Annotated in this window: 22 protein-coding genes and 2 pseudogenes; 16 read left to right on the top strand and 8 right to left on the bottom strand. The window is 40.7% G+C overall.

The window, feature by feature from the left end; all coding sequences use genetic code 11:
* A pseudogene (locus BM278_RS14415) lies at nt 1-492 on the top strand (IS256 family transposase); the annotation flags it as partial.
* A gap of 448 nt (nt 493-940) precedes the next feature.
* Here the strand turns inward: BM278_RS14415 and BM278_RS14410 are convergent.
* Entirely contained in the window at nt 941-1,282 is a 342-nt protein-coding gene (locus BM278_RS14410) for a hypothetical protein (protein ID WP_244151185.1), read from the bottom strand.
* Nucleotides 1,254-1,808 (bottom strand): hypothetical protein, encoded by a 555-nt coding sequence (locus BM278_RS19055; protein WP_208601818.1) that lies wholly within the window; start codon nt 1,806-1,808, stop codon nt 1,254-1,256. The genes BM278_RS14410 and BM278_RS19055 overlap by 29 nt, the downstream gene beginning before the upstream one ends.
* A gap of 771 nt (nt 1,809-2,579) precedes the next feature.
* Between BM278_RS19055 and BM278_RS14400 the strand changes: the two genes are divergently transcribed.
* Complete coding sequence (locus BM278_RS14400) at nt 2,580-4,325, top strand: PAS domain-containing sensor histidine kinase (protein ID WP_090951025.1); 1,746 nt, start codon at nt 2,580-2,582, stop codon at nt 4,323-4,325.
* Between the two features lie 91 nt (nt 4,326-4,416).
* Nucleotides 4,417-4,702 (top strand): annotated as a pseudogene (locus tag BM278_RS19315) (VOC family protein); the annotation flags it as partial.
* On the opposite strand, the gene BM278_RS14390 reads toward BM278_RS19315, so the two are convergent.
* Both BM278_RS14390 and BM278_RS14385 read right to left on the bottom strand, forming a co-directional pair.
* Nucleotides 4,699-5,118: a hypothetical protein gene (locus BM278_RS14390; RefSeq protein ID WP_090951020.1), complete on the bottom strand. Its 420-nt coding sequence runs from the start codon at nt 5,116-5,118 to the stop codon at nt 4,699-4,701. The pseudogene BM278_RS19315 and the gene BM278_RS14390 overlap by 4 nt on opposite strands.
* A 548-nt stretch (nt 5,119-5,666) precedes the next feature.
* Nucleotides 5,667-6,791, bottom strand: coding sequence for an NAD(P)/FAD-dependent oxidoreductase (locus BM278_RS14385; RefSeq protein ID WP_090951035.1), 1,125 nt, complete (start codon nt 6,789-6,791; stop codon nt 5,667-5,669).
* 51 nt (nt 6,792-6,842) lie between these two features.
* Between BM278_RS14385 and BM278_RS14380 the strand changes: the two genes are divergently transcribed.
* Nucleotides 6,843-7,184, top strand: coding sequence for an MDR/zinc-dependent alcohol dehydrogenase-like family protein (locus tag BM278_RS14380; protein ID WP_208601817.1), 342 nt, complete (start codon nt 6,843-6,845; stop codon nt 7,182-7,184).
* Nucleotides 7,185-7,374: 190 nt separating this feature from the next.
* Here the strand turns inward: BM278_RS14380 and BM278_RS14375 are convergent, their stop codons facing one another.
* Nucleotides 7,375-8,730: an amino acid permease gene (locus tag BM278_RS14375; RefSeq protein WP_090951018.1), complete on the bottom strand. Its 1,356-nt coding sequence runs from the start codon at nt 8,728-8,730 to the stop codon at nt 7,375-7,377.
* A gap of 643 nt (nt 8,731-9,373) precedes the next feature.
* Between BM278_RS14375 and BM278_RS14370 the strand changes: the two genes are divergently transcribed.
* From BM278_RS14370 to BM278_RS14335, 8 genes are all read left to right on the top strand, one after another.
* Entirely contained in the window at nt 9,374-9,667 is a 294-nt protein-coding gene (locus tag BM278_RS14370) for a 4a-hydroxytetrahydrobiopterin dehydratase (protein WP_090951015.1), read from the top strand.
* 288 nt (nt 9,668-9,955) lie between these two features.
* Entirely contained in the window at nt 9,956-11,740 is a 1,785-nt protein-coding gene (locus BM278_RS14365) for a methyl-accepting chemotaxis protein (protein ID WP_090951014.1), read from the top strand.
* Between the two features lie 355 nt (nt 11,741-12,095).
* Nucleotides 12,096-14,024 (top strand): sigma-54-dependent Fis family transcriptional regulator, encoded by a 1,929-nt coding sequence (locus BM278_RS14360; RefSeq protein ID WP_090951011.1) that lies wholly within the window; start codon nt 12,096-12,098, stop codon nt 14,022-14,024.
* A gap of 237 nt (nt 14,025-14,261) precedes the next feature.
* The gene (locus tag BM278_RS14355; protein WP_090951009.1) at nt 14,262-15,248 is read left to right on the top strand and encodes a thiamine pyrophosphate-dependent dehydrogenase E1 component subunit alpha; all 987 of its coding nucleotides are present in this window, start codon (nt 14,262-14,264) and stop codon (nt 15,246-15,248) included.
* A 25-nt stretch (nt 15,249-15,273) separates the two neighbouring features.
* Nucleotides 15,274-16,293: an alpha-ketoacid dehydrogenase subunit beta gene (locus tag BM278_RS14350; RefSeq protein ID WP_090951006.1), complete on the top strand. Its 1,020-nt coding sequence runs from the start codon at nt 15,274-15,276 to the stop codon at nt 16,291-16,293.
* Between the two features lie 27 nt (nt 16,294-16,320).
* Nucleotides 16,321-17,667, top strand: a complete 1,347-nt coding sequence (locus BM278_RS14345) for a dihydrolipoamide acetyltransferase family protein (RefSeq protein WP_090951005.1) — start codon at nt 16,321-16,323, stop codon at nt 17,665-17,667.
* A 94-nt stretch (nt 17,668-17,761) separates the two neighbouring features.
* The gene (locus BM278_RS14340) at nt 17,762-18,532 is read left to right on the top strand and encodes a formate/nitrite transporter family protein (protein WP_244151184.1); all 771 of its coding nucleotides are present in this window, start codon (nt 17,762-17,764) and stop codon (nt 18,530-18,532) included.
* A 588-nt stretch (nt 18,533-19,120) separates the two neighbouring features.
* Entirely contained in the window at nt 19,121-19,453 is a 333-nt protein-coding gene (locus tag BM278_RS14335; protein ID WP_090951002.1) for a hypothetical protein, read from the top strand.
* Between the two features lie 387 nt (nt 19,454-19,840).
* Here BM278_RS14335 and BM278_RS14330 read toward each other — a convergent pair whose 3' ends face one another.
* Nucleotides 19,841-21,718: a coiled-coil domain-containing protein gene (locus BM278_RS14330; protein WP_090950999.1), complete on the bottom strand. Its 1,878-nt coding sequence runs from the start codon at nt 21,716-21,718 to the stop codon at nt 19,841-19,843.
* A gap of 196 nt (nt 21,719-21,914) precedes the next feature.
* On the opposite strand from BM278_RS14330, the gene BM278_RS14325 reads away from it, so the two are divergent.
* A complete protein-coding gene (locus BM278_RS14325) occupies nt 21,915-22,553 on the top strand; it encodes a BMQ_0737 family morphogenetic spore coat protein (RefSeq protein WP_090950997.1) in 639 nt (212 codons plus the stop codon).
* A gap of 227 nt (nt 22,554-22,780) precedes the next feature.
* On the top strand, nt 22,781-23,371 hold the full coding sequence (locus tag BM278_RS14320; RefSeq protein WP_090951032.1) for a hypothetical protein: 591 nt from the start codon (nt 22,781-22,783) through the stop codon (nt 23,369-23,371).
* A gap of 79 nt (nt 23,372-23,450) precedes the next feature.
* On the opposite strand, the gene BM278_RS14315 is transcribed toward BM278_RS14320, so the two are convergent.
* On the bottom strand, nt 23,451-23,930 hold the full coding sequence (locus tag BM278_RS14315; RefSeq protein WP_090950994.1) for a hypothetical protein: 480 nt from the start codon (nt 23,928-23,930) through the stop codon (nt 23,451-23,453).
* A 379-nt stretch (nt 23,931-24,309) separates the two neighbouring features.
* Between BM278_RS14315 and BM278_RS14310 the strand changes: the two genes are divergently transcribed.
* The gene (locus BM278_RS14310) at nt 24,310-24,756 is read left to right on the top strand and encodes a DMT family transporter (RefSeq protein ID WP_090950991.1); all 447 of its coding nucleotides are present in this window, start codon (nt 24,310-24,312) and stop codon (nt 24,754-24,756) included.
* Between the two features lie 246 nt (nt 24,757-25,002).
* A complete protein-coding gene (locus tag BM278_RS14305; protein ID WP_244151183.1) occupies nt 25,003-25,284 on the top strand; it encodes a class I SAM-dependent methyltransferase in 282 nt (93 codons plus the stop codon).
* Between the two features lie 3 nt (nt 25,285-25,287).
* On the opposite strand, the gene BM278_RS14300 is transcribed toward BM278_RS14305, so the two are convergent.
* On the bottom strand, nt 25,288-25,593 hold a 306-nt coding region (locus BM278_RS14300; RefSeq protein WP_143093456.1), incomplete at its 5' end, for a transposase.

The following is a 25,593-nucleotide window of genomic DNA, read 5'->3' as shown; positions in this document are numbered from 1 at the left end:
CATTTATGTGGTGTTAGGGGTGAACGAAGAAGGGTATCGCGAAATTCTTGATTTCTTTGTAGGAGGGCAAGAAAGCGCCTATGGATGGCGGGAAATCCTTCAGAGCCTCTACCAAAGAGGCGTCAAGGAAGTGCTTCTGGGCGTATTTGATGGTCTTCCGGGGCTGGAGGAAGCTTTTCGGGCCGTTTATCCGAAAGCGGATGTGCAACGTTGTGTCGTTCACAAAGTCCGCAGCACCCTAAATCGTGTTCGGAAAAAAGACCAATTCGAAATGGCGGAAGATTTGAAACTCATTTATCGATCTCCGAATAAAAAAAGGCATTGGAGATGTTTCAACAATTTGAATCGAAATGGTCTAGTAAGTATCCGAGGGAAGTCCAATCTTGGGCCAATGAGCTGGATGTTCTCCTCACATTTATGGACTATCCGAACAGTATTCGAAGTGTGATTTACACGACGAATGCGATTGAACGAACAATCAAGGAGATTCGGTGTTTTTTGCAAGGAAAAAGTGCAGAGTATTGCAGTATATAAATTCGTTTATATTGCATAAAAATTCAATCCGAATTCTCGCTATTGAGGGCTTGACATGGAGCCCCTGCCGCCATGATTCTTTTGCCAAGCGGCCAGCTGTAACAGATTTGGCAAAGCCAAACAGGTTATCATGACTGCCCCTCCATGTAAAGCCCCTCTGCATAACCATTTGCATAAAAATTTTGCACATCTCTGCACTTTAATTTTGCAATAAACAACCACAAATGCCACTTATATTTGAAAAGATGATTTTGTTATTGTTATACGGTTGTCATGTGAACTCTTGTCCGTATACGACAAACACCTCTTTAATCGAATGTATAACTCCACTCGATTAAGGAGGTGTTTTCTCTTGGAACACTTCATTCTGCTAGGTGTTTTTTATAAATATAAGGTGGTTACTTTATTAAGGCATAATATAAAAAATCAACAAAATTATAATATTGACAGGAAGACTAATGAACAAAAACAACCCTATATAATTCTTAGGACTAGGTCCTTTTTTTGTTATAGCAAAATACTCCACACCCAAATTACTAATTGTAATGAGTAAAACAAAAATGGCATAAAGCAAAACTTTTTCCTTAAACATATTTGTAAAAAGTGGGGAAAAGATAATTAGAAAAGTGAGTTGCTGAAAAGTTCCACGAGCAAAAATATCTACCTTTCCACCCAGCAATGATTTAAAGTCACTTTTGCACATATTATCACCCTTACTATTATAAGCAACCAGCTGCAGCACTAGCACCTAGCCATACCGCCGCAACACCAGTTCCTATTGCCCAACCAGCTGGACCACTTATTCCAGCAAGAGTCATAAGACCAGTAAACGCAGTAGTATGCGCGAAACCGGCAATGGATGCTGCTCCACAACCGCTGATTTTTTGTATCGATACTATATTATTATATTGTGTATTTACTTCTTCTAAAATACTTTCTTTTAATTTTTTACCTTCAGCACTATTTATAACTTTGTTAAATTTTTTAATAACGCTAACTACCTCGTTGTATGATGGCGCATTGTTTATTAAATTTAGCTGGTTCTTTAACTCTTTCTTATTCGTAATAACAATCTTATTTTTCTTTTCATCAAATTTGGTATATGCAATTACAATATTAGTTATTTCTGAATTAATTTCTGAATGATTCGGAATATCATTGGAAATTACAGCTTCGGATTTCAGTGGAGAGAGCAATGTACTAAATCCAAATACTAAACTAGAAATAATTGCAAACATAGATAATCTCAATCTGTTATTTGTTTTAGTTAACATAGATAATTCCTCCCTCTATAAATGTTCCTTTTAAGAATTAAATCTATATTTTTTATTATAAAAGTAAAAAAAATTCAAAAAAAGGGTTGAATTACATTTCTTGAGGTGTTATCATAATGTATTGCCGGTATATGATGTTTGTCTAAAAAGAGGACACGCCAAATTATTCGAAATTCGACAACAGAGATACACAGAAGAACATAGGGAGAATTTGCATTGTTTGAGAAAACCGCTAAACAGCGCTGTTTAGCGGTTTTGCTTTTTTTCGATTGTTGTGTTGTCAACGTTGTTTCGGTGAACCAATGCGTTTTGAAGGTATGTATTCAATGAAGTTTGGGAATTTGTGTAAAAAGAAGCGGCACAAGGAGGCTCTATTTTCCGGAGACCCGCTTCGCCCAGACTGGGAGTCAGATTTTACACAAATTAGGGCTTGGCCATGTATCATTTAACATGCTTTTTTTCGCCGCTGTATTTTTGTGTTTGGTTTAAGACTCTGATAAATGGGGAGTTTTGGATGATGTGTTTGACACAAAAAAGCTCTATGAGCACGCTTTGCTCTCCACCCGTCATGAAAATAGCCGCTCCAAAGGCGCGCATTTTCACGGAAAAGCATCGAGCGGCTGATCGATGAAGGTGCTTCCATAATGTAAATCGCTCTTGCAATCCTTAACATGAACGAGTTTTTTGTACACGATGAAACTTGTCATCATTTTCATGGTATAATATGGTATAATAAAAATCTACAACAGATGATGCAGGGAGTCGCAGGAAATGAATTGGATACGGTCACGTATTTTTTGGAAAATTTATCTCATTAATTTAGTCGTTATTTTTGTTTTGCTAGCTTTAATGTTTATAATCGCTCGGATGTCTTTGCCTGAAATTACAAAAGAGCAGTATCGGCACATGACGGATAAAACCGTTTTGCGAATGAAAGAACAAATTGTGCAAATTGCTGAGGGTTTACATAAGTTTGAGCAATACGTGCAAAACGATCCGCATTTTCGGGTGGACGATGCTAAACAATGGTCAGAAGGGCTTGAACATATTATTAAAATTTCTCCTTACATTGACAGCGCTACAGTATTAGATTCGCATGGGTATGTGAAAGGGTTTTATCCTAATGACTTGAGCCATCTATTTAATTATAACTTAAGTAAGCGTGAATACTTTCAACAAGCGTTGCGAACGAAAAGAGTTTACTTCAGCGATGTCGTCTCCGCGGATACGGGACGGTATTTGCTCGTCATTTCTGTTCCTGTTTTCAATGAGCGGAATGAAGTGGAGAGAGTCGTCAACTTATCGATGCGAATTGAACAAAATAAGCTGTTTCGCTCCATTGTTCAAAGTTTTCAAATTGGTGAGCACGGCTATACGTTCATCGTCGATCGCAATGGAAACATTATTTCTCATCCATCGAAAAAACGAATTGGCGATCATGTCGCTGAAAACGCTATTGTGCAAAAATTGCTCCGAGGACAGTCAGGCTATGAAGAAGTCGTCAATACGGAAGGGGCGAAGATGCTTGCTTCCTATGCATACATTCCGATTTTGCAATGGGGGGTTGTTGCGCAAGTCCCTGCTTCGGAAATTTATAAACCTTATGCGTTGTTTGAAAAGGCGCTTTGGCTTGCTTCCATCGCGGCATTTTTCATTTTATCGCTTTTAACAGCGATCTACGCCCAGCAAATTGTCCATCCTCTTCGCCGGCTGTGTGATGTGGCAGAAGCAGTCGCGAAAGGAAAAAAACATGTTCGCGCAGACGAAACGGATAAAACGGAAATCGGCTTGCTCGCAAAGCGCTTCAATTATATGATTGATTCTATTCAACAGTCGGAAGAACTGTTGCGAAAATCGGAAAAATTAGCGGTTGTCGGTCAATTGGCGGCGGGGGTTGCCCACGAAATCCGCAATCCGTTAACATCGCTGAAAGGGTTTATTCAGCTTTTAAAAGAAGGAAAATGCAATGAGACGTATTTCGATATTATTGAAGCAGAATTAGAACGATTGAACGAAATTGTCAATGAGTTTTTATTGCTTGGGAAGCCGAATCCAACAAAAAAGACGTACAATCATGTATCGGAAATGTTGCAGCATGTAGTGAAGCTTCTTGAAGGACAAGCGCTATTGCATCATGTGACGGTTCAATGTTTCGTTGATGAACAACTTCCGCCGCTTTATTGTGATGAAAATCAATTGAAACAAGTGTTCATTAACATCATCAAAAACGCAATCGAAGCGATGCCAAATGGTGGAATATTGCGGATTGAAGCGAGACAGCGGCTAGATTCGATTTTCATTTGCATTACGGACGAGGGCTGCGGCATTCCGAAAGAGCGGATGGCTACGCTCGGTGAACCGTTCTATAGTACGAAAGAAAAAGGGACAGGATTAGGATTAATGGTGAGTTTTAAAATTGTCGAAGCGCATGGCGGCGAAATGAAGATTCATAGTGAAGAAGGAAAAGGAACGACGGTGTGTTTGTGTTTTCCTATTTCCTCAAAGCGGGAGGGCTGAGTAAAAAGATCAGCCCTCTTTCTCTCTTTTTTGAATCGTCTTTCACAAAGCATCGTTATATGAGCGATTGCCTGTGTGCGCCCCGAGAGGGAAAAAACTCGAGACGCTTAAGGTTAATGGAGATCTTTGGTACGAAGTAGGGGATATCGAATTGCATATCGGTGTGAAGAAGCGTGGCGGGTACAACAGTAAAAGCCATCCAGTATATTGAAGCAGAAAACAACGAAGGAGTCAGATGCTATTTAGAAGAAAAGCGTGTGCTGACACAAGCCAAAAAGCTGATTTCAAGCGTTATTTTGTTTTCGTTTCGAGATCCGTTTGACAATCGATCGAGTTTTTGTCTAAACAGAAAATCGCTCAATGGTGGATACGGTTAATACATATTTAAGACATTTTTGATTCGCTTGATTTCCTTTTTATTGTCAAACAATTCTTCTACGAGAATTTTTTGGCCGTTTGCCACATCAGTAAGCTGTCTGTTCATCTGGACGATCTCTTGTTCGATTTGTTCGAACCGTTCATTGATTGCGATCAATTGTTGCTTTGTTTGTTCAAACTGTTGATCAATTTGTTTGAAACGGCGATCAATTTGTTCAAAACGATGGTCAATTTGTTCAAAACGATGGTCGATTTGTTTGAAGCGATCATCGATCTGCTTAAAATGACGATCGATCTGTTCGAAACGGCGATCGATTTGTTCAAACCGTTTATTCGTTTCTTCCGTATGATTTTTTAGCTGATCATTCAGTTCTTTAATCGCTTGCAAAATCATTTCATTCGTAATTTCGGCCATTACATATGCCCCTTTCTTCATTTGAATTGTTTCTATCATTATAACATGATCCAGTCATTTCAATATAGATCGCATCCATTTTTCATGCATCGACATGCACTTAGGATGTGATGATAAAATTTTGTGTAAAGCATTTCACTAGTCCAAAAGAAAAAAGTAGGATATTCTTCGATTAGACTAAAAAACATTCCAAAGAAAGAAGAACCCTACCTATGTCTAAACGTATATCGAATGTCGGCTAGGCAAATCAACTAGATCTACACAGGAAGAAGTGATCTAAAAGCGGAAAGATTTCATATATTACGGATGATTGCAAAAGCAAACATATGATGCTTTTACGGAAGGTAAGGCTTGTAGAAATGATGGATGTCATCTTTTTTTTGTGAGCAGCTGCCCCGCTTTCTGATCGCGTTGTGCGGGGCAATGTTCTTATGTGATGCGTCCATTCAAAAACGGAAATGAAAATGGATTTTATGCCTAAACAGCTGTTCGGTCACCCAAACAGAAAGCGAATGACGCTGGAGTTCTTCTTATCGGCTTCGGGGGTTTTATTCTATTTTTTTAATGGCGCCAGCGACATCATAGTCAAGAGGGTCTAATTCTGTTGGTTTTCCGAGCACGAGCTTTGCCAGTTCAGAACCTAAGTAAGGACCAGCTGTCAGTCCGGATGCGCCTAATCCGTTGGCCACATAGATGCCTTTAAAACCTGGAAGCGCTCCAAAGACTGGAAGAAACCCAGGAGTGTATGGACGAAAACCGACTCTTGTTTCAAGATGAGTGCAATTTGCCAGCCCTGGTGCTACGGTTAAAGCTTTATCTAATATTTCGTGCAAACCGCCAGCCGTTATTCTGCAATCGAAGCCAGCCTCATCTTCATGAGTTGCTCCGACAACGATACGGCCGTCTTTAAAGGCAAGGAGATATTGATTATTTGGCGGCATGACAACGGGCCAGTTGTCTGTATCCCGTTCTGGTCTTTCAAGATGGACGATTTGCGCTTTTTGCGGCACCACTAAAAATTCAATGCCTAACGGTAGAAGCAGTTCTTTTGACCACGCACCAGCCGTTGCAATGACTGCATCTCCTGCATACTGTCTCCCTTCAACTTCGACACCGATTACATGAGCACTTTCATGGATAAGTTTTGCGTTTCCTCTGATATAAGTAGCCCCAAGCTTTTGAGCTGCCTTAACTAAGGAGTCGCGAAGCGCTCTTCCATTGACGCGGGCGGCGCCACTGATATGAATGGAGCTATATTCCTTTGCTAACGGCGGAAATAGTGCTTTTGTTTCCTCCGGAGACAGCCGCGTAATTTCGCCCATTTCTGGTGCGTCTTCACGACGTTGTAATGCTCTTTCCTCTATCTTTTGAAGCTTCTCTTCATCTGTATGGAGACAGATTGCTCCTACACGCTCATATCCCGTTTCCGTTTCACCGTAGGTTTTCAGTTCTTCGATTAAAGTAGGATAAAATCTCGCTCCGCCTTTCGCTAAACGATACCAAAGCTTATTTCGACGCTGGGAAACCCATGGACAAACAATTCCAGCCGCGGCCTCCGTTGCTTGGCCTTTGTCACCCCTGTCTATTAACGTTACAGCAGCTCCTTCTTTTGCCAAGTGATAAGCGGTAGACGCTCCTAAAATTCCGCCTCCAACAACGATATATGATTTCATAAAAAACACCTTTTCTGTTTTTTCTTTTTCCATCATTAAGAATAGCACATAATGAAGCATTTGCGAAAAGAAACAAGCGTTCATTTATGCCGTAATGCGATTCTTAGTTTGCGAAACCGCGGAACACACGTGCAAGTCGGGTTGATGACACAAGAAGAGGGCGGGATGATGGCCCTTCCGACGGATTGGATCGTAGCAAAAGAGCTACAAATTAGAGGATCGTTTGGTATGCAGCCGCATCGATATAAAGATTTATTAGTAATGGTTGAAAGGGGGAAGTTACATTCAGAAAAATTGATTTCAAAAACGATTTCGCTTGAAGAAGCAAGCGGGATACTCGAATCAATGCCTCAATATGGTACGTTAGGATTCGTTGTGATTAACCGTTTCTAATATTGTGTGAGGGAGAAACTCGCAGGCGAGGCAGAAATGGAACGCGAATCTGCAATCAAAAAACCTCGGATTCTATTCAATCCGAGGTTTTTTAACGCTGATAAAATAACTTTTAGAAATGCAAGCCACGTTTATCGGCAGATCTGTAATACCTAAATTTCAGTGATTTTGCGCCACATCCTTTTTTCCTTTATTTATTCGCCGTTTTTTCTCTTCCGTTTCTATTGATGAAAGAAAATGCGGCAAGCAGAAATACGATAACAAGACAAACGGTGGAACCGATGATATTATCTTTATTGAATAGAAAAGAGATGAAGATGGTCGATAAAGATACGATTGCTACTATCGTTGTGTACGGGAACCATTTTACTTGGAAGAACGGTTTTTTCGCATATTGGGAACGAAGCTTTAGTTGAGCCAAGCAAATGCTTATCCATACTAAAAGAACGGTAAAACCGGGGATCGTCATGAAATAGCTGATGACGCGATCAGGTGCCATATAAGCGAAAAATACTCCGATCAATATACAGATGGTGACGATCGTAATGCCGTTTATCGGTATTCCTTGTTTGGAAACTTTTAATAACCTCTTTGCCGCTTCCCCGTTTTGCGCCATGGAATACAACATTCTGGAAGTTGCGTATATCCCAGTGTTTGCCGCGGATAAAACGGCGGTTAAAAGGACAAAATTCATAATATGCGCTGCTCCGGGCAGCCCTGTGATGCTCAATACTTGAACAAACGGGCTATCTTCTCCCGAAACTTTATTCCATGGCATTAATCCGCATATAATAAGAATAGGAAGGATATAAAAAAGAATAACTCTCCATACGGTTCCTTTGATTACTTTTGGCAATACTTTCTCGGCGTCTTTCGTTTCCGTAATAGTGACGCCAATTAATTCTGCACCGCCATATGAAAACATGACGACTAAAAGGGCGCTCAACATTCCCCCGATTCCATGAGGAAAGAACCCGCCGTGTCCCATGTAGTTGGACAAAGGATCATCGATATTGCTTGGAATGATTCCCGATAAAATGCCAAAACCTAAAATAATAAAGACGGTTAACGCGGCAATTTTAATTCCTGCGAACCAAAACTCCATCTCCCCGTAGTACTTTACATGAAACAAGTTCATTCCGATGATCAAGACGGCGCAAAGGAAACTTAAAAACCATAATGGCACGGATGGAAACCAATATTTTAGGAAGCTTCCTGCCGCTAAAATTTCGACAATGGTGACAATCGTCCAATTGATCCAATAAAGCCATCCCACGATAAAGGATACATGGAATCCAAACGCTTTATATATTAGGTGCTGAACATTTAAGTTAGGATAGACAATGGCCATCTCCGCTAATGCCGACATCACGATAAATAACAATAGGCCGCCTAATAGATAAGCGAAAACGACGCTTGGCCCCGCTATATTTAGCGTATCTGCGCTTCCTTTAAAAATGCCCGTTCCGATCATGCCTGCCAAAGCAATCAGCTGAACGTGCCTAGGTAGCAACCCTTTTTTTAAACTTTGCTGATTTTTTTCCATGTCGTTCCTGCCTTTCTGTCGCAATATTATTATGATAATTTATTTACAAATAATGATAGAGTTATCGAAAACAAAATGATGATTAAAGGTTCGCAGGCAAAAGCAACGATGGAACGCTAAAAATGATGTAAAAAGAAAACAATAAAAAGCGTTTTGTTTTTCGACGATTCAAGTTTACTAGGTGGAGAGGGAACATTTACACTATGAGGGTAAATCAATCCCTCTTTGAAACATTTTTCCTTAAATGCTTTTAAGCTTTTATACTTTTATGCTTTTATGCAGTTAAGCATAAAATAAACATGTTTTTAAAATATAATATTGCCTTTTTATTGTCAAGATTGCGCTGCAAAACTCTGTTATGTGCAAACGAAAGTTTTTGCTTCCCTTTAAATCGTGAATGATTAAGTTCCTGTAATGTATGTAAAAGAAACATCCAACAGCGGTTTTATTTTCCAAAGTTCCAAGCTTGCTGGACTAAAAACGGGATTTTACACAAATAAGTAGGACGAGATTGTGGGGATTTTAACAGAATTTTTTCAAAATGGTGTAGATTTAACGAAGTTTTTTGGTAATATGCCTTAATTAACAATCAATTTCTTGTCGGTTCTTCACTATATAAATTTTGAAGAGGGGGCAAACAGCAATGCGGTTAACAGAGGAAGAAGTGCAATCCCTTTTACGCGGGATGGAAGGTTGGGAGTTGGTCGAGGAGCGCTGGATTGCAAAAAAATACCGTTTTCAAGATTATTTGCGGGGAATCGAATTTGTGCGGCAAATCGCGGCAATTTCGGAAGAAGCGAACCATCATCCGTTCATTTCCATTGATTATAAGCTGATCACGGTAAAAATTTCGTCTTGGCGAGCGAAAGGACTGACGAAGCTCGATTTTGAACTGGCGAAAAAATATGATGAAGTTTATGAAAGAATAAAAGGATAAGAGGAGAAAGATATACTTTTGGGAGATTGTGTCCGATTATTGTTGTAAAAATTCCTTCTCAGTCTAGTAAACTTGGATCAGAGGAAAACAAAATCGCTACTTGCTATTTTCTTTTTTACACAATTTATGGAACCCAGTCTTTTTGAAATGCGTTTACTGTGAGGCGGATCAAATGAAGCATCGCGCTTTCCGCCGCGCAAGAAAAACAGCGCGTCTTGGAAAGGATCACCCGTCTTTTACGGGCAAAATAGGCGGTTTGGATGCTACAGGCCGCAAGATGAGGGTATATTGGCGTTTGGGGAAATTTTTTATAACGAAGATTTGGAGCGTTTGGCTGTTCAGACGGGGATGACAGATTTTTATCTCACAAACCGAGAAGGAATTTTTGTCGCATCTACAGAGAAGGCGGCACTAGGGACTAATCTGTTTGATATCTCGAACGGATATCGCATGTTGCTCACGGGGAAAGCGCAAATATTGCCTTCAACCTTGAAGATAAAAGCAGAGACCGGAGAGATCTTCAAGTTTACTGCGATTCCCCGCGCCAATGGGAAAGGAATTGTGGAATCGGCGTTAGATGTCAGCAATTTCGAATCTTCTCTTAGACGGTACATCCAAGAGAAAAAAGAAGTGAAAGCGATTTACTTGTTTGATCCACAACAAGTGGTATTGATGGAAACATTGCAAAAAGGACAAACATCGCTATGGAAAAAAGGAAAGGCGATAAACAACGAATATGTTCGATCAGTCTTTTCTTCCGGAAAAGCGCGGGTTCTTCGGAAAGACGACCATGTGGAGGCCTATGTTCCGGTAAGAGCGGATGGAAATGTGCGCTATGTGCTATATACTTTGTTAGATGCTGCCCCTTATTTTCAACATGCCGTATCTACCAAACAAGTATTACAGGAGTTCCAGCAGTTGATTAACGGAGTAGGGTATAAAATGATACTATCGATTTTTATATTTTCCTTGTTGTTTCTCTTTGTGCTGTTTAGCGTGATCCAGTCGGTGCTGAAACCGTTGAAAGTTTTTTCGAAAGTTTTACGGGAAGTGGGGCACGGGCAGGAAGTAAAATGGGAGCAAGTAAAAGCAGAAGAGTTGCGAGAGATTCAAGAAGCCATTACAGAAGTAGTGCAAAAGTACCAGCAAATGTTGTCGGTCATCCAAAGCAATTTAGTTGCTGTAACGAAGGCACAGAAGGAATATAGTTCAGAAATGGATACGACGCTGGAGACATTGGAACAAGTTTCCAACGCAGTGACAGATACTGCGCGCAACAATCAACAGCAAGCAGAACAGTTGCATGAAGCCGGGGGAATCGTGGAGACGATGTCCCAAACATTGTCAGATGTTTCCTGCATGGCATCCGAGCTCGAAGACTTCTCAAACAGAGCCGCGGGTTTGGCGGAAAACAGCATTCAAGGATTGGAGCATATGACGAAAGTGATTGAAAATATCTACAAAGAAGTAGGGGAAAACAGCAAACGAATCGAAAAGCTGGCCAAAAGTTCGGAGGAAATTGGAGGAATTATCACACTTATACAAGGAATTGCAGGACAGACAAACTTGCTGGCGTTGAACGCAGCCATTGAAGCGGCTCGAGCCGGAGAACAGGGAAAGGGATTTGCCGTAGTGGCTGAAGAAGTGAGAAAACTGGCGGAGGAAAGCAGCAGGGCAACAGAAAAGATTGCACAGATCTTATTGGATATTCAAAAAGAAATTGCCAGCACGAAAGAAGGAAATGACAATCAGCTATCGGTCATTGAAAGCAGCAGGCAGGGAATTCAGCAGGCTAAAGATTCTTTTCAGCATTTGATTGATGCCACTCGAGAGTCGTCACAAAAGATTGTCCAGTTGGGAGATTTCATTGACACCATGTTCCAAAATGGCCAAGGCGTCATTGGCGTATTTGAACAGATGCATAGCAACATTCAATCCAATGCCGCTAACAGTGAGCAACTGTTAGCCATGGTGGAAAATGTGATGGGATCATTGAAGCAACTGCGTCATTTATTGGATAATATTACGGATTCGACAAAAAAATTAGAGGAAGTAACTGCTGTTTCCCGTTAGAAATTGGTGATATGTTCGTGTAAAGAAGCCGCTGTGGGCGGCTTTTTTCTTTTTCAGAGAAAAAGGGGAAAAGAAAGAAAAACAAGTGGCACTGGTGAGCCTAAAATATGAATGATGTGTCTTGTTAGGTAATTGGATCAGGTTCCTTTTGTTTTCCGCAAAGCAAAAGAAGCATTTAGAGCTATAAAAACAACTGGGAATCGCTGATTGCTACAATTTTTTTATAACTAGTTGACGATGTTTAATGCTAAAATGATAGAAGAAACAGACGGATGAACCTGGCTGTGCATTTCAATTTGTTTATTTTACTATGGGAACTGCCAAACCGTTCATATGCTTGCGGAGGTGTGTTGAGGTGAACAGTCGGCGGGAGGATGTCAAAGAAATGTGGAAGCGCTTTATTTTTGATAATGAATTAGACGAAAGGCTTTCCCCTATTGTCAAAGACTCATGGATTCGCTCAAAAAAATGGAAGGTAGATCCTTTCCGGCCATATGGTTGTATAAAAACAATAGAAATGGAACAATATCAATACCTTATTGACTTATCGATACCGTTAATGGAAGGGCTGTATTCCATCGTAAAGGGATCGGGATTTTTAGTCATTCTTTGCAATGAAAAAGGACAGCTGTTAAAATCCATCGGCGATCCAGATACACTGGAAATGGCCGCGAAAATCGGCTTTGTCGAGGGGGCGGATTGGAGCGAACAAATGATGGGCACCAACGCGATTGGCACGTCCATTGCGATCGATCAGCCTGTACAAATATTTGCCGAGGAACATTATTCGCAAATATGCCAATCATGGACTTGTTCCGCGGCTCCGATTCATGATTCCAAAGGCAACATCATCGGAGTGTTAAATGTATCCGGACCATATGAAAAAGTCCATCCTCACACGCTAGGGATGGTGGTTTCCGCGGTCAAAGCCATCGAATATCAATTGAAATTAAATGAAAACACGGAAAAAAATATTATGATGCAAAGGTTTCTTGAAGCGACAACCAATAATATGAAAGAAGGCATCCTCATTATTGACACGGAAGGAAACATTATCAAGGCGAACGATCAGTTGAAAAAGCTTCTGTGCCTTGATCAGTCGCATCTCGAAGGAAAAAGAATCGGCGAAATTTTTGCAAATCCATCGATTGCTTCCAATAGGCCTGTCTATCTGCAAAACAAAGAGCTCCATTTAAAAGTGAAACCATCCAGAAACATCCATCATGTCATGGTCGATAAAATTCCCATCTATAAAGACAACCATTGGATCGGTTCGATGATTATGCTGAAAGAAATCGAAAAAGTGCGCCAATTCGTCAATCACTTATCAGGAAACCAGGCAAAAATAACGTTTGATGATATTATCGGACAGCATCCTTATTTCATCCAAAAACTAAATGAAGCTAAACTTGCGGCAACGACCGACTCCAACGTTTTAATCATGGGGGAAAGCGGAACAGGAAAAGAAATGCTCGCGCAAGCCATTCATAATGCAAGCAAAAGAAGAAACAAACCGTTTATTGCCATCAATTGCGGCGGAATCCCTCGCGATCTTCTCGGCAGCGAACTGTTTGGCTATGTCGAAGGCGCTTTTACCGGAGCCAAAAAGGGCGGAAGTGCAGGCAAATTCGAACTTGCCGATGGCGGCACTCTCTTTTTAGATGAAATTGGCGAAATGTCTTTGGAAATGCAAGTCCTTCTTTTGCGTGTCATTCAGGAAAAAGAAGTGATGCGGATCGGCGGCCATAAAGTGATACCGGTTGATGTTCGCATTATTGCGGCGACGAACAAAAACCTTCGTGAGGAAGTACAAAAAGGAAGCTTCAGGGAAGATCTGTTCTTTCGCCTTAACGTCATGCCGATCACCTTGCCTCCTTTGCGGGAAAGAAAGGAAGATATACCGCTTCTTGTCCATCACTTTATTAGCAAACTTTCCCAAAAATTAAACAAGCCGTTTCCAGAAATTCGACCAGACTTTTTACAAACTCTTATGCAGTACGACTGGCCAGGGAATATTCGCGAATTGCAAAATATATTAGAAAGAACGTTAAACCGAAATATGAACTCCGTTTTATCCGCAAAAGATTTGCCGGAAGAAATGTTTCAAATGTTTCCAATGCCGAAAAAGGAAGAGATATCGGTGCATAGAGACGATATTAAAAAACAGTCGATCATTCAGGCATTGCGTTTGTGCAACGGGAATATTTCCAAAGCGGCCAAGCATTTAGGAATTTCTAGAAGCACTTTTTATCGGCAAATGAGAAAATTTAACATTGCTTATTAATGTTTCATTTTGTATCAAATTGTATCAATATGTGGCAACAAAGTGTTCCAAAATGGGACACTTTGTTGCTTTTTTTCTTATCAAGTTGATGATTTCATGAAGAAAATCTTTCAATTTTGTGAATGAAATCATCCGTATTTTGCGGGGATTGCTACATTCCTTCTTCTATATTGGCATGCTTTTTGCACCTTCAATATAAATGAAAACGCTTTATTTTTGATAAAGGAGGAGAGCAAGTTGACGATTTCGATCGATCATCTTATTTGGATGTACGAAACAATGTACAAAATTCGTTATTACGAGGACAAAATGGCAGAAGCTTATGCTGAAGGAAAGAACCCTGTCTTTAATATCGGTGCGGGGCCTGTACCGGGTGAAATGCATCTGGCAACAGGGCAGGAACCGGCTGCCGTCGGCATATGTGTCCATCTAAAAAAAGAAGATACGGTAACGTCTCCACATCGTCCGCACCATCATGCGATCGCAAAAGGAGTTAATTTAAACCGTATGACCGCCGAAATCTTTGGAAAAGTGACTGGACTTGGAAAAGGCAAAGGCGGGCATATGCACTTATTTGATCCAGATGTCAAATTTTCTTGCGGCGGAATTGTCGGAGCCGGCATTCCCCATGCGCTTGGCGCGGCGCTTGCGGCAAAGAAAAAAGGAACGGATTGGGTAGCTGTCGCTTTTATTGGGGAAGGAGCGGCTAACCAAGGTGCTTTCCATGAATCTTTAAATATGGCGGCATTGTGGAATTTGCCTTTGATTGTCGTGATTGAGAACAATCAATACGGAATTTCTGTCCCTAAATCCGCGTCCACGTCCGTTCCATCCAACGATATAAGAGCGGTCGCCTATGGAATTAAAGGATATTATGTGAAAGATAATGATCCGATCGAAATGTACAACGTTTCCAAAGAAGCGGTGGAACGGGCGCGAAAAGGAGAAGGGCCATCGATTATTGAAATCGAGACTTATCGCTATTTAGGGCATTTCCAAGGAGATCCGGAAGTTTACCGAGATAAAAACGAAGTGGCTTTGTTAAGAGAAAAAGACCCGATTGTTCGCATGCGCCAATTTTTAATGAAAGAACATGGAATAGAAGAACAGCGGCTGATTGAATTGGAAAATAAAGCAAGGCAGGAAGTTGAAGCCGCCTATCAGTTCGCGCGCGAAAGCGATTATCCGGAACCGGAAGATGCTTTAAAAGATCTGTTTGTTTAAAACACGATAGAAAGGGGTCATAAAAATGCAAAAAACAAAGCAACGCTTATTAACGGGAAATAAAGCGATTGCCGAAGCGATTCGCTTAGAAATGGAAAGAGATCCGAACGTATTTGTCATGGGCGAGGATGTCGGTGTATACGGAGGCATATTTGGAGCGACAGAAGGATTATTTCAACAATTCGGCCCTAAAAGGGTGATCGATACACCGATTTCTGAAACGGCTTTTATTGGAGCTGCGATTGGAGCGGCTGCAGAAGGAATGCGGCCGATTGTTGAATTAATGTTCGTCGATTTCTTCGGCGTTTGTATGGACCAAATTTATAACCATATGGCGAAAATTCCGTATATGTCAGGAGGACGGGTTAAGCTGCCAATCGTGTTAATGACCGCCGTTGGCGGGGGATACAGCGACGCTGCCCAGCATTCGCAAACATTATATGCCACTTTTGCCCACCTGCCGGGAATGAAAGTGGTAGCACCATCTACTCCATATGATTTGAAAGGAATGATGATTTCCGCCATTCGGGATGACAATCCAGTCGTCTTTATGTTCCATAAGACGTTACAAGGATTAGGATGGATGGACCAACTGGACGCATCCGTCGGACATGTTCCGGAAGAAGCGTACATCGTGCCAATCGGCAAAGCAAAAGTGGTAAGAGAAGGGACGGACATTACGATTGTCGGCATCCAAATGACGACACATCACGCTTTAGAAGCCGCGAAAAAGCTGGAACAGCACGGAATCCAAGCCGAGGTCATCGACTTGCGTTCACTTGTTCCTTTAGATCGCGAAACGATTCTTCAGTCGATTAAAAAGACGCACCGTTTGCTTGTTGTCGATGAAGATTACTTATCATACGGCATGACGGCAGAAATCGCCGCACTCGCAGCTGAAGAAGGTTTATATGATTTGGACGCGCCTGTGAGAAGATTGGCTGTTCCGGATGTGCCAATTCCATACAGCCGTCCGCTTGAACAATTTGTTTTGCCAAACGCCGATAAAATTTTTCACGAAGCAATGAAACTAGTCAACGAATAAAATCGATTTCCAATACAGGAGGTAGCCATGTTAATCGAAGTGAACTTGCCTCGACTATCCGATACGCATGATGAAAGTTTGATCACCTTCTGGCATGTCTCAGAAGGTGATGCAGTGGAAAAAGGCGATACGCTTGTGGAAGTGCAGACAGAAAAAGCTGTTTCGGAAGTTGAAGCTCCGGAGTCGGGCGTTGTAAAAGAAATCAGAAAAAAAAGAGGCGAAACCGCCGCGGTCGGGGATGTGCTGGCCGTCATTGAAACAGTCGGTGAAGCGGCAGCTTCCGCAGGGGAACAGGCAAAAGCAGCACAAGCGATTCCGGTGGAGAAAAAAGCGACACCGCGTGTAAAAAAATTAGCCAAAGAACTTGGGGTGGATTGGCGCCTTATCACACCGACCGGACCTAACGGTAAAGTGACGGAAGAAGATGTCCGCAACGCGGCAAAACAAAGCGAAAGCGAAAAACAGCCAAACCGGTTTGTCAAAGCGGCGCCATCCGTGCGCAAATTTGCAAGAGAACACAATGTGAACCTTGATGAAGTGACACCGACCGGGCCTAACGGAAGAATATTAAAAAGCGATGTCGAAGCTGTCATCGCCAAACGAAAATCAGCACAAACAGAAGCGGAAAAAGAAGCGGCAGCCGGCAAGGAACCAACGAAAAAAGAGGTCATCACGCAAAATCAACGAAGAATCCCGCTTACCGGCATTCGAAAAGCGATCGCGAACGCCATGGTTCATTCGAAATCGGTGATTCCGCATGTGACACATTTTGATGAAGCGAATGTAACAAAGCTGGTGTCCCATCGCCAAAGAGTGAAACCGTTTGCGGATGAAGAGGGAATTAAACTCACCTATTTGGCATATGCCGTCAAAGCGTTAACGGCTGTGTTGAAAAAGTACCCGATGTTAAATGCGTCATTAGATGACGAGCGGGAAGAAATCGTCTTAAAGGATGAATACCATATCGGCTTTGCTGCCGATACTGATCGCGGTCTTGTTGTTCCGGTGATCAAACATGCGGATCAAAAATCGTTATTTCAAATCGCCAAGGAAATTCAAGAACTTGCCGAAAAAGCAAGAGATGGTTCCATCAAAGCGGATGAAATGACGGGATCTACATGTACGATATCGAACATCGGCTCGGCGGTTGGCTCTTGGTTTACGCCGATCATCCACCATCCAGAATCGTGCATTTTAGGCATCGGCAGAATTGAGAAAAAACCAGTCGTTGTCAATGACTCGATTGAAATCGCCTCGATGATGGCTTTATCGCTCAGCTACGACCATCGGCTGATTGACGGCGTATTAGCGCAAAAAGCGTTAAACGAACTGAAAAAATATTTAAGCGAACCGGATTTGTTGTTTGTAATATAAAAAATCTTTGCATAACAGGATGATTCGCTTGTATATAGGCTGATACAAACCAAAATGAGCCCTGGGGGATGTCTCCGGGGTTTTTGCTTTATCTGTGGAAGAACCTTTTCAGATTTTAGATCCCTACTACATCGTTTCTCGTCTCGTGAATTTGTCCATCATAATTGTATGCTCTGTTGGTTTGTCATCAATTCCAATAACAAATCGCTTTTCGGGAAATACTAATAAAAACAAACCCTTAGTATTAATTATGTACGGTGAGGCAGAACTATTTACTGGCAATACGATGTATTTTACAATCAGCACCTTGCAAAAAGAAACGACCATCAAAGATATGTTGCGAAATTGGCTTGCATGTTATAGCGGTAACTTATTAGGCGCTGTGTTTTTTGCTTTTCTTATTTCGCAATCTGGCGTTTTTGACCATATTTCACGAGATCATTTATTATTTGTTGTGGCGGAGACAAAAATGCAAGCAACAGCGACGCAGCTTTTTTTTAAAGGGATTCTCTGTAACTGGCTTGTTTGTTTAGCGATTTTTATTCCAATGCAAATGAAAGAGGATATAGCAAAAATATTTTCGATGATTCTTATTGTTTTTATCTTTTTTGCCTCTGGATACGAACACTCTATTGCCAATTTCGTCCTCTTTTCGATTGCATTAGCGGTTCCGCATCCAGAAACAATCAACATAGCTGGGGTGATGCATAACATTATTCCTGTTACATTGGGCAATATTGTCGGTGGCGCCTTATTTATGGGAGCGTTGTATACGTATTTGGCATCGCAAAATGAAGCTCATGTTTCGTCCAAACAGTCTGTTGTTAGATACTTGTTTCGTAAAGAGAAAATATTAAATAAATGATGGAAATGCCTGCCCCCCTGAGTATTGTCAATAGCTTTCTCAGGAGATGGAAGGTGTTTTTTGGCAACTGTTCTGATTGTTCAGGTGTCTGCAATGACATCAGTTTTAAAAAAGTGGAGGGATTCAATAGTTCGACACGACTTCTGTCGATTCTAAAAAATGTACTGTGTGTGAACACATTGCAAAACGCATAACGAATGCATAAATACACATATATTTTTTTAAGTCTGTGGAATAAGGAATATGTGTTGTGGCAAATGGACAAGTTCTAATTTATAAGCCCCTCTCGTACAGCGCAAACTTGGATCATTAGAAAACGGAATCGCTTTTTGCTGTTTTTCACAATATTTCTTGGGATTTAATCGTTAAAAATCCAATATTGTATAAAATTTCTTGTTTGTCCGATGCATTGGATGGCGGAGCACAACATCGCTTTTTTGCTTTTTTTGCCCCATTGTCGGGATTTCATCTGCGTTGCCGTTAAGTAAGTGTTTCCCATGCATGATCTCGCTTTTCTAACGCACATTAATAAATGTTCGAAAAATATTTCGAACAAAGGGGAAACTGGCAAAGAGGAGTGTAAAGATCATGAATCGTTTACGCCTATTTAAATTTGGACGTAATAGAAGAATGTGGAACCAACTGCTGCGATTAATGGGGCGCCGAAATAATAACAATGCTATATGGACCATATTCAGTTTAGGATTGGGAATTGCCGCAACGGCCATTTTCAGGATGAGAAGAAGTGGAGCTCAGTATATGATGGCAAAACCGATTCAGCGTGCGATGCGCAGTCTCAACAGTTTGATGAACAGACAAATGAAAATGCCGAGCTTAGCGACTATGGAAATTTCCAAAGAAATAGCAGAAACGCCAAAAACCGCTTCCACTAACTATCATCCTTACCAACAACAAAAATAAATTTAGCGCGTTCCGTCGCGATCGTAAATCGTCCGATACGACTCTGTTGTGTATAGCTATGTTGTCGCACCGGGAGAGCTCCTCGCTGGTAATGTAACGTAGCGGAAACAGGATATGGATATAAAAGGAAAAATGGTTAAAATCATGGATGGATTTTCGGAGTGCATAGAAACGGCAAACTTAGGATCAGACGTGCACTCCGAAACCCTCTTTTTGATGTCTGATGAGAAGTGAAGATATGCTTTTTACCGATCGATTCTTTATCCTCTTTTGCGATTTTCTTCCCCTCGCTTCATGGAAAAAATGAAAGGATATGTTTTCATTCCACACCATCTGAAGAACCGGATTTTTTCTGAACGAAAAATGGGATGTAGAAGAGGACGGGGATTAGTCCCGCGCCCTCACATTATTTGAATATTTTTTTTTAAATAATGAGAAAAATCCTCGCTTGTTGTTCGTTAAATCTTCTTCGGCAGATTCATTATTCGATTTAAGAAAGGGTGCTTCGTCTTCTGAAAACTTGCTATAAATTTTGAAGGATGGATTTACCGGTTCTTCATGAAAGGTTAGTTCTGCTGGTTGAAGAGCGGCTGCTTGAATTTTTTTGTTAGGAGGACTCTTTTGTGTCTCCCATGTTTCTTGTACATTTTCAGCAATGATAGAAATATCAGGATTTTCGCTTAGAGATGGTATGTTTGTTTTGTTGTTTTTCGTGAAATGTTCTCCTTCTGATTTGTAATTTTCAGATTTTATCATTTCAAGACTTTCATAGCCAAGTTTTTCTTCTTGCATATCAGCGTGATCTTCATGTACGATGGAAGCTATATCTCCGTGATCTTCTTTTTCCATTTGTTCGGGTGGATTCGGATGTGTTTTCAATTGCTCGAATGCTTTTTCTTTCATATGTTCTGATGTCATTGGCTTTTCTTTTGCTTTAGCGTTCAATTCGGCGGTGAGGAACTGCGTGTCTGAAAGCTCATCTTGCGCGGTTGTGTATAACGACGTTGACGTTACTAGATTGGGTGATTTATCATCATCCTCTCCGGGTTGTTTATAGAAAAATGGTCGTTGAATGTTTTGGAGAGGTTTGGTTTCAATTCGTATATTTTTTATCTGGCTAAATTTCTGAGGATACATGTTGAACGTTTGTGTATGGTTTTGCCCTTTCTTTTTAACTGGGGATACGATGATCGATTGCTTGGTTTCGTCAATAAATTCATGTAATTTAAGAAAACTGTTTGTAAGCGACGTTTCATTTCCTGTATTTTCCTTTATTGGATTGGGTGGCAAAGTTTCTATTTTGCCTTCTTCTACATGGGTAGTTTCATGTTGCGCTGTTAATCGTTGTACTAATTGTGACAACATTTCTTTCATTTCTGAATTTGACGATGAATCCTCTCTTTTTTGGTCGATTTTTTCCGTTAAATCAGTAAGTTGCTTCGATATTTTCTCTATTTCTTTCGCAAACAGAATGCTTTTTTCTAGAATAGCTTCCATTTCAACTTGTTGATGCAGGACGCGTTTTTGTAAAATCGTCAAATCTTTTTGTTTCTCGCTGTCAAATTCTGATACGATGTCTTCGATGGCGCGGAATTTTTTTGTTAACGTGCGGACTTCTTCTTTTAAATCTTCTGTTTCTTGTTTTTGTGTAAATAAAACTTTTTTCATCTCTTCAAACTCTTTTAAAATTTTATCGCTGTTTTCTTTTAAAAAAACATAATCTTTTTCCATTGTCTTGATCCTTTCTATCCAAGATGTGAATGATTGTAATTCTGATTGAAACGAAAGATACTCATTCATAAGAGACCGTTGAGAAGAAAGTTCCCTCTCCAACGACAGTGTTTTTTCTTGTAAAATCTCGTTTTCTTTTTCAAGTTCAGCTTGCCTTCGTTCCGCAATCGTTGCATTGTTTACCAAAGATTTGATTTTTTCTTCGGTTGCTTCTACTTTTTTTTGAAAAGCGAAATTTTCACTTCGTAACTTTTGAATTTCATCACGCAATAAAAGATTCTCTTTTTTTGTTTCTTCTAATTCTGTGGAGAGACGGTCCATTTCATGAGTTTGTGTGGAAATCGTTTCTTCATAATGATGACATTTCTCTTTCAGTTGGGCGTTTTCGGATGTTAACTGTTCGATTTGTTCTTTGAGATGGTTTAATTGTTGATCGGATTGAAGCGCAGCAAGCATTGTTTTATATTTTTCCACTTCTGATTTGAGGTGGATGATTTTTTGTTCCAACTGGATGCTTTTGTGCTCTTCGTTCACAGCATCACCACCTTTTCGGCAATGTTTAACATGGAAAATGCCCATTTTTTACAATTATATGCAAGTTCCTAATAAAGATTGACATAGAAAACCATTTGCGTATGCTGGGAAATTTGGGCGCCGATACTGTCACTCATATTGGCGAATTACATAGTATAGAGTAGCCTGAAAAAATTCATGAAAGGAAGGTTACTCGATGGCGATTAACTTAGAACAGTTTGCCCAAGAATTTAGTCCTGAGTGTATTCAAGTTTGCAAAGTATACGACTGGACGACAAATGTTGTGGCGCTCACACAAGATATCACCTTTTCGTTTCCTGCCGATTCGCTTACTAATGTAACGATTTCTCAAGTCAATTGTTCGATGAGTCTTTTAGAATGCACTGAAGATGGTCCGCGGCGCGATATCGAAGTGATGGTCGGAGATGAAGTCGTTACACTTCAAGCTGTTACATTAAGCAAAACGATTCAAGTGGTTTTGGAAGTGACCGGGACTAATGCAGCCGGCACACAAGTGACTGTATCCAGCAATCCAGCATTGATTACAACAAGTGAAGAAGTGATTCTCTGCGCTCCGGAAGGCACAACAGTATATTGCAATTCCACACAAAACGCTTTCAACATTTGTCGCGTAGGTTCATTTACACAAAATACAGATGGGACGATTACTGCGACGATCTTAGTAAGAGTTTGTCAAAGCATTGTCGTAACATATGAAGTGATTTTAGAAGTGGCTGCGAAGCTTTGCCAACCTCGCCCGAGAATTGTTTATGATGACGAATGTCCGGTGGACGTATTCCCGCCACAATGTCCATCAGTATTTCCAGTTATGTAAAAATAATTTATTTAGCCTCCTATCCATTTCGAAAAAGAGGGGATTTACTCCTCTTTTTTTCATATACAAATAAAAGGAGTATTTATTTTTTACAAGGAGGTGCAAAGTTGGTTGCTAAAATCGTTGGCGCACAAGGACGAGGGGAAGGAACCAGTTTGGCTGGCGTTGCAGCCGAACAGCGAGCCACTGGTTGTCTTTCGATGATAGATTTTAGTAACCAGGAAAAAATGGATGATTCCATTTTCGAAGTGGAAAATAAAATACGCGCGTTAGAAAAGGAAATACAAGAAATAAAAGAAAGATGGAATGAAATAAGAAAAGCAAAAGAACAAGAAAAAAAGAGAATCCATCACGTGAATATCAGTGTCATTTCCTATTTTACGTATTCGTTTTTATTGACAAAAGGCGGCGACCAAAAAGGGATTGTCATCGGCAACTTTGTGATTCACAACATTGGTTCCGCTGCTCTTGAAAATCCCTATATATGCTTAAAAGTGACGCCAAAAGAATGTGCGGCGTTATCCGCCAAGCTTGGAGAGGATGTCCAATATGATCGTCGTCTAAATCCATTGGTGATGGAACCGTGGCAATATATTGATGAAAATGCGAATAAAATCGTAGAGGAGAGAGGAGAATTTTGGCTAAAGCCTGTCCGCATTTCACAAATTGAGCCTGGACAGAAATTGGCTTTTTCCAATTTCCAGCTAAAATTTGCTATTAAAGGAGTACAAACGTTTTATAAAATGGAAGGTTTTTTTTATTGTAAACAGCTGCAAAATGGGGTCAGGGCTTTGAACAATATTGCGATTCATGTGTGACTAAAATGATGTATAGATTTTTCATAATTAGGCTGACTCAATGTATATTTCATCTTCTGTTTGAGTCAGCCGTGTTTATTTATGCTTCTCGAACGACAAGGGCATTTAATGCACGAGTTTCTGCCGTAATCGTAGTTACGCCAGTTAAAATTCCTCCATCTGTTTCAATAACGATACGGTAAACGTGTGTTCCAACACTTGGTCTGTCTACCCAAGTAAGATTCGGGAATAAAGATGTGGTGGAGGCAACACCTAAAATAGGGATTAAAGGTTCAATATCAAGTGATGCAAGTGGTGTAAATGCTCCTCCGTTTGTAGAGCGTTCTAGACGATAAGTAATACCTGTTACTCCAGTGCCAACGCCAAGTACGGCCACTGCGAGTGATAGTTCAACCATGGAATCTAATTTTACTTCATCCCCGCTAAGCGTAGTGATTGGTTCAAGAGTAAGCACAGGAGTGGCGGTAACGGTTGCCGCTACGATAGGAACGGGTAAATCGGTTGTAGATTGTGTAAAAAACAATCGTGGAAATAAGCCGCCATTACATGAGCAAGCCATTATACATCTCTTCCTTTCCAAAGATTTATGCTTTCACATCTATTGTAGTAAATGATAAATATAAGAAGAATGTTTCGGACAAATAACCATTTTTTCACCTATTTTTTGAATCCTGTAGCGCCAGCGTTTTGTGTGGGCAAGGATTTTTCTAGATTGCGTCTAAGAAATTTATGTAAAGAGAAAACGGTAAAAAAAGGATGCTGTTTTCCGGTAATTCAAGTTCACTGGACGGATGGGTAATTTTTACATGTAAGATGTGACCACTTTTCTAAATAGCCTTTATGATGTCTGCAAATGCATGATAAAGATTTATTTTATCACTTTTGCAATGGGAATATGATAGGATTGTAATGAATCACTTTATGAAGGAGGCGGTAAAATGAAATTTTTGTACATCCTTTTAGCCTTGTTGGGCGGGATGATGGCGGGAATTCAGGCGCCAATCAACGGAAGCCTCGGCAAAAAAATCGGCAGCGTCGAAGGAGCGTTTATTTCCTTTTTTGTCGGAACGCTTTTTTTGACATTCTTAGTCTTATTTTTTGGCAAGGGACAAATCACCCACGTGTTTCAAGTGCCTAAGTGGAATCTGCTTGGCGGCTTGCTGGGGGCTTTTTTCGTGACTTTTGTCATTCTTTCTGTGCCAAATGTGGGGGCGGCTTTAACCATTTTTGCGGCAATTGTTGGCCAAATTGTCATTAGCATGATCATTGACCATTTTGGCTTGTTCGACGCGCAAAAAATTCCGATGAATGTAAACCGCCTGCTTGGCTTAGTGTTCATGTTGGCGGCGCTGTTCTTTATGTACCGTGGCAGTGTTTCATCATAGGATAGAAGGGTTTGGCATATATGGTTGTATATAAAAAAGAGATTAACATGTTGCGGGAACATGAAGATAATTTCAGGATGAAGTCCTAGGTTTTGTGTAAAAAGAAACGGCAAAAAGCTGTTTAATTTCCTAAGGTCTAAATTCGCTGGACCAAGAGCGAAATTTTACACAATAATCAGGACTTGACCTAATTTCAGAACTGAAGAGAAAAGGCGGGAATTTTCTTAGCACAAAGAGGTGATAAGGTTGAACAACAGCTGGAATGCTTTTATTTATAAATGTTGGGCGCCCGTTTATGATTTCTTTTTTAATCGAGGCCTATTTTACTCAGCAAGAAAAAGAGTATTTGCGCAAGTGAATGTTAGAGAAGGGAGCAGGGTGCTTTTTGCCGGGGTGGGCACTGGGGCTGATTTGGCATTTTTTCCGTTAGATAAAATAAAGGTGGTCGCGGTGGATTACTCTATGGAAATGCTGAAAAAAGCAAAAAGAAAATATCCCAATATTGAATTTACCCGTGGTGCTAGTTGAGCGTTAGAACTCAACTAGCCCTAGTGTGACCAGCGAATAGGCTAACAATATGCCATCGAGCGCTACTTCAAATCCGATCATGGAATTCGCTCGAATCTCTGTGATCCGGTATTGGTCAACCAGAACCGAGAACACCGTCTCGATCACTTTGCGTTTTTGTTGGATCCACTTCTCCCATGCCTCGGACGGGCGATGTTTCTGGTTTTTTCGAGACGGAGTCCAAAGCGCCATTTGGTATTCTTCGTACAGCCTTTTTTGCAAGTCACGGCTAATGAACCCTTTGTCCCCGAGGTTATAGGGATGAGGAAT

Source organism: Parageobacillus thermantarcticus (genome assembly GCF_900111865.1).
GTDB classification, from domain to species: domain Bacteria; phylum Bacillota; class Bacilli; order Bacillales; family Anoxybacillaceae; genus Parageobacillus; species Parageobacillus thermantarcticus.
The sequence above is the reverse complement of the archived record's forward strand: the minus strand, read 5'-3'. Positions and strand labels throughout refer to the sequence as shown.

What these genes read in the sequence shown, in the direction of transcription:
- BM278_RS14400 (WP_090951025.1), top strand. Translation starts at nt 2,580, where the DNA reads ATGAATTGGATACGGTCACGTATTTTTTGGAAAATTTATCTCATTAAT.
- BM278_RS14345 (WP_090951005.1), top strand. Translation starts at nt 16,321, where the DNA reads ATGTTAATCGAAGTGAACTTGCCTCGACTATCCGATACGCATGATGAA.
- BM278_RS14325 (WP_090950997.1), top strand. Translation starts at nt 21,915, where the DNA reads ATGGCGATTAACTTAGAACAGTTTGCCCAAGAATTTAGTCCTGAGTGT.
- BM278_RS14335 (WP_090951002.1), top strand. Translation starts at nt 19,121, where the DNA reads ATGAATCGTTTACGCCTATTTAAATTTGGACGTAATAGAAGAATGTGG.
- BM278_RS14370 (WP_090951015.1), top strand. Translation starts at nt 9,374, where the DNA reads ATGCGGTTAACAGAGGAAGAAGTGCAATCCCTTTTACGCGGGATGGAA.
- BM278_RS14385 (WP_090951035.1), bottom strand. Translation starts at nt 6,791, where the DNA reads ATGAAATCATATATCGTTGTTGGAGGCGGAATTTTAGGAGCGTCTACC.
- BM278_RS14380 (WP_208601817.1), top strand. Translation starts at nt 6,843, where the DNA reads ATGAAGCATTTGCGAAAAGAAACAAGCGTTCATTTATGCCGTAATGCG.
- BM278_RS14315 (WP_090950994.1), bottom strand. Translation starts at nt 23,930, where the DNA reads ATGGCTTGCTCATGTAATGGCGGCTTATTTCCACGATTGTTTTTTACA.
- BM278_RS19055 (WP_208601818.1), bottom strand. Translation starts at nt 1,808, where the DNA reads ATGTTAACTAAAACAAATAACAGATTGAGATTATCTATGTTTGCAATT.
- BM278_RS14320 (WP_090951032.1), top strand. Translation starts at nt 22,781, where the DNA reads ATGGATGATTCCATTTTCGAAGTGGAAAATAAAATACGCGCGTTAGAA.
- BM278_RS14310 (WP_090950991.1), top strand. Translation starts at nt 24,310, where the DNA reads ATGAAATTTTTGTACATCCTTTTAGCCTTGTTGGGCGGGATGATGGCG.
- BM278_RS14390 (WP_090951020.1), bottom strand. Translation starts at nt 5,118, where the DNA reads ATGGCCGAAATTACGAATGAAATGATTTTGCAAGCGATTAAAGAACTG.
- BM278_RS14375 (WP_090951018.1), bottom strand. Translation starts at nt 8,730, where the DNA reads ATGGAAAAAAATCAGCAAAGTTTAAAAAAAGGGTTGCTACCTAGGCAC.
- BM278_RS14350 (WP_090951006.1), top strand. Translation starts at nt 15,274, where the DNA reads ATGCAAAAAACAAAGCAACGCTTATTAACGGGAAATAAAGCGATTGCC.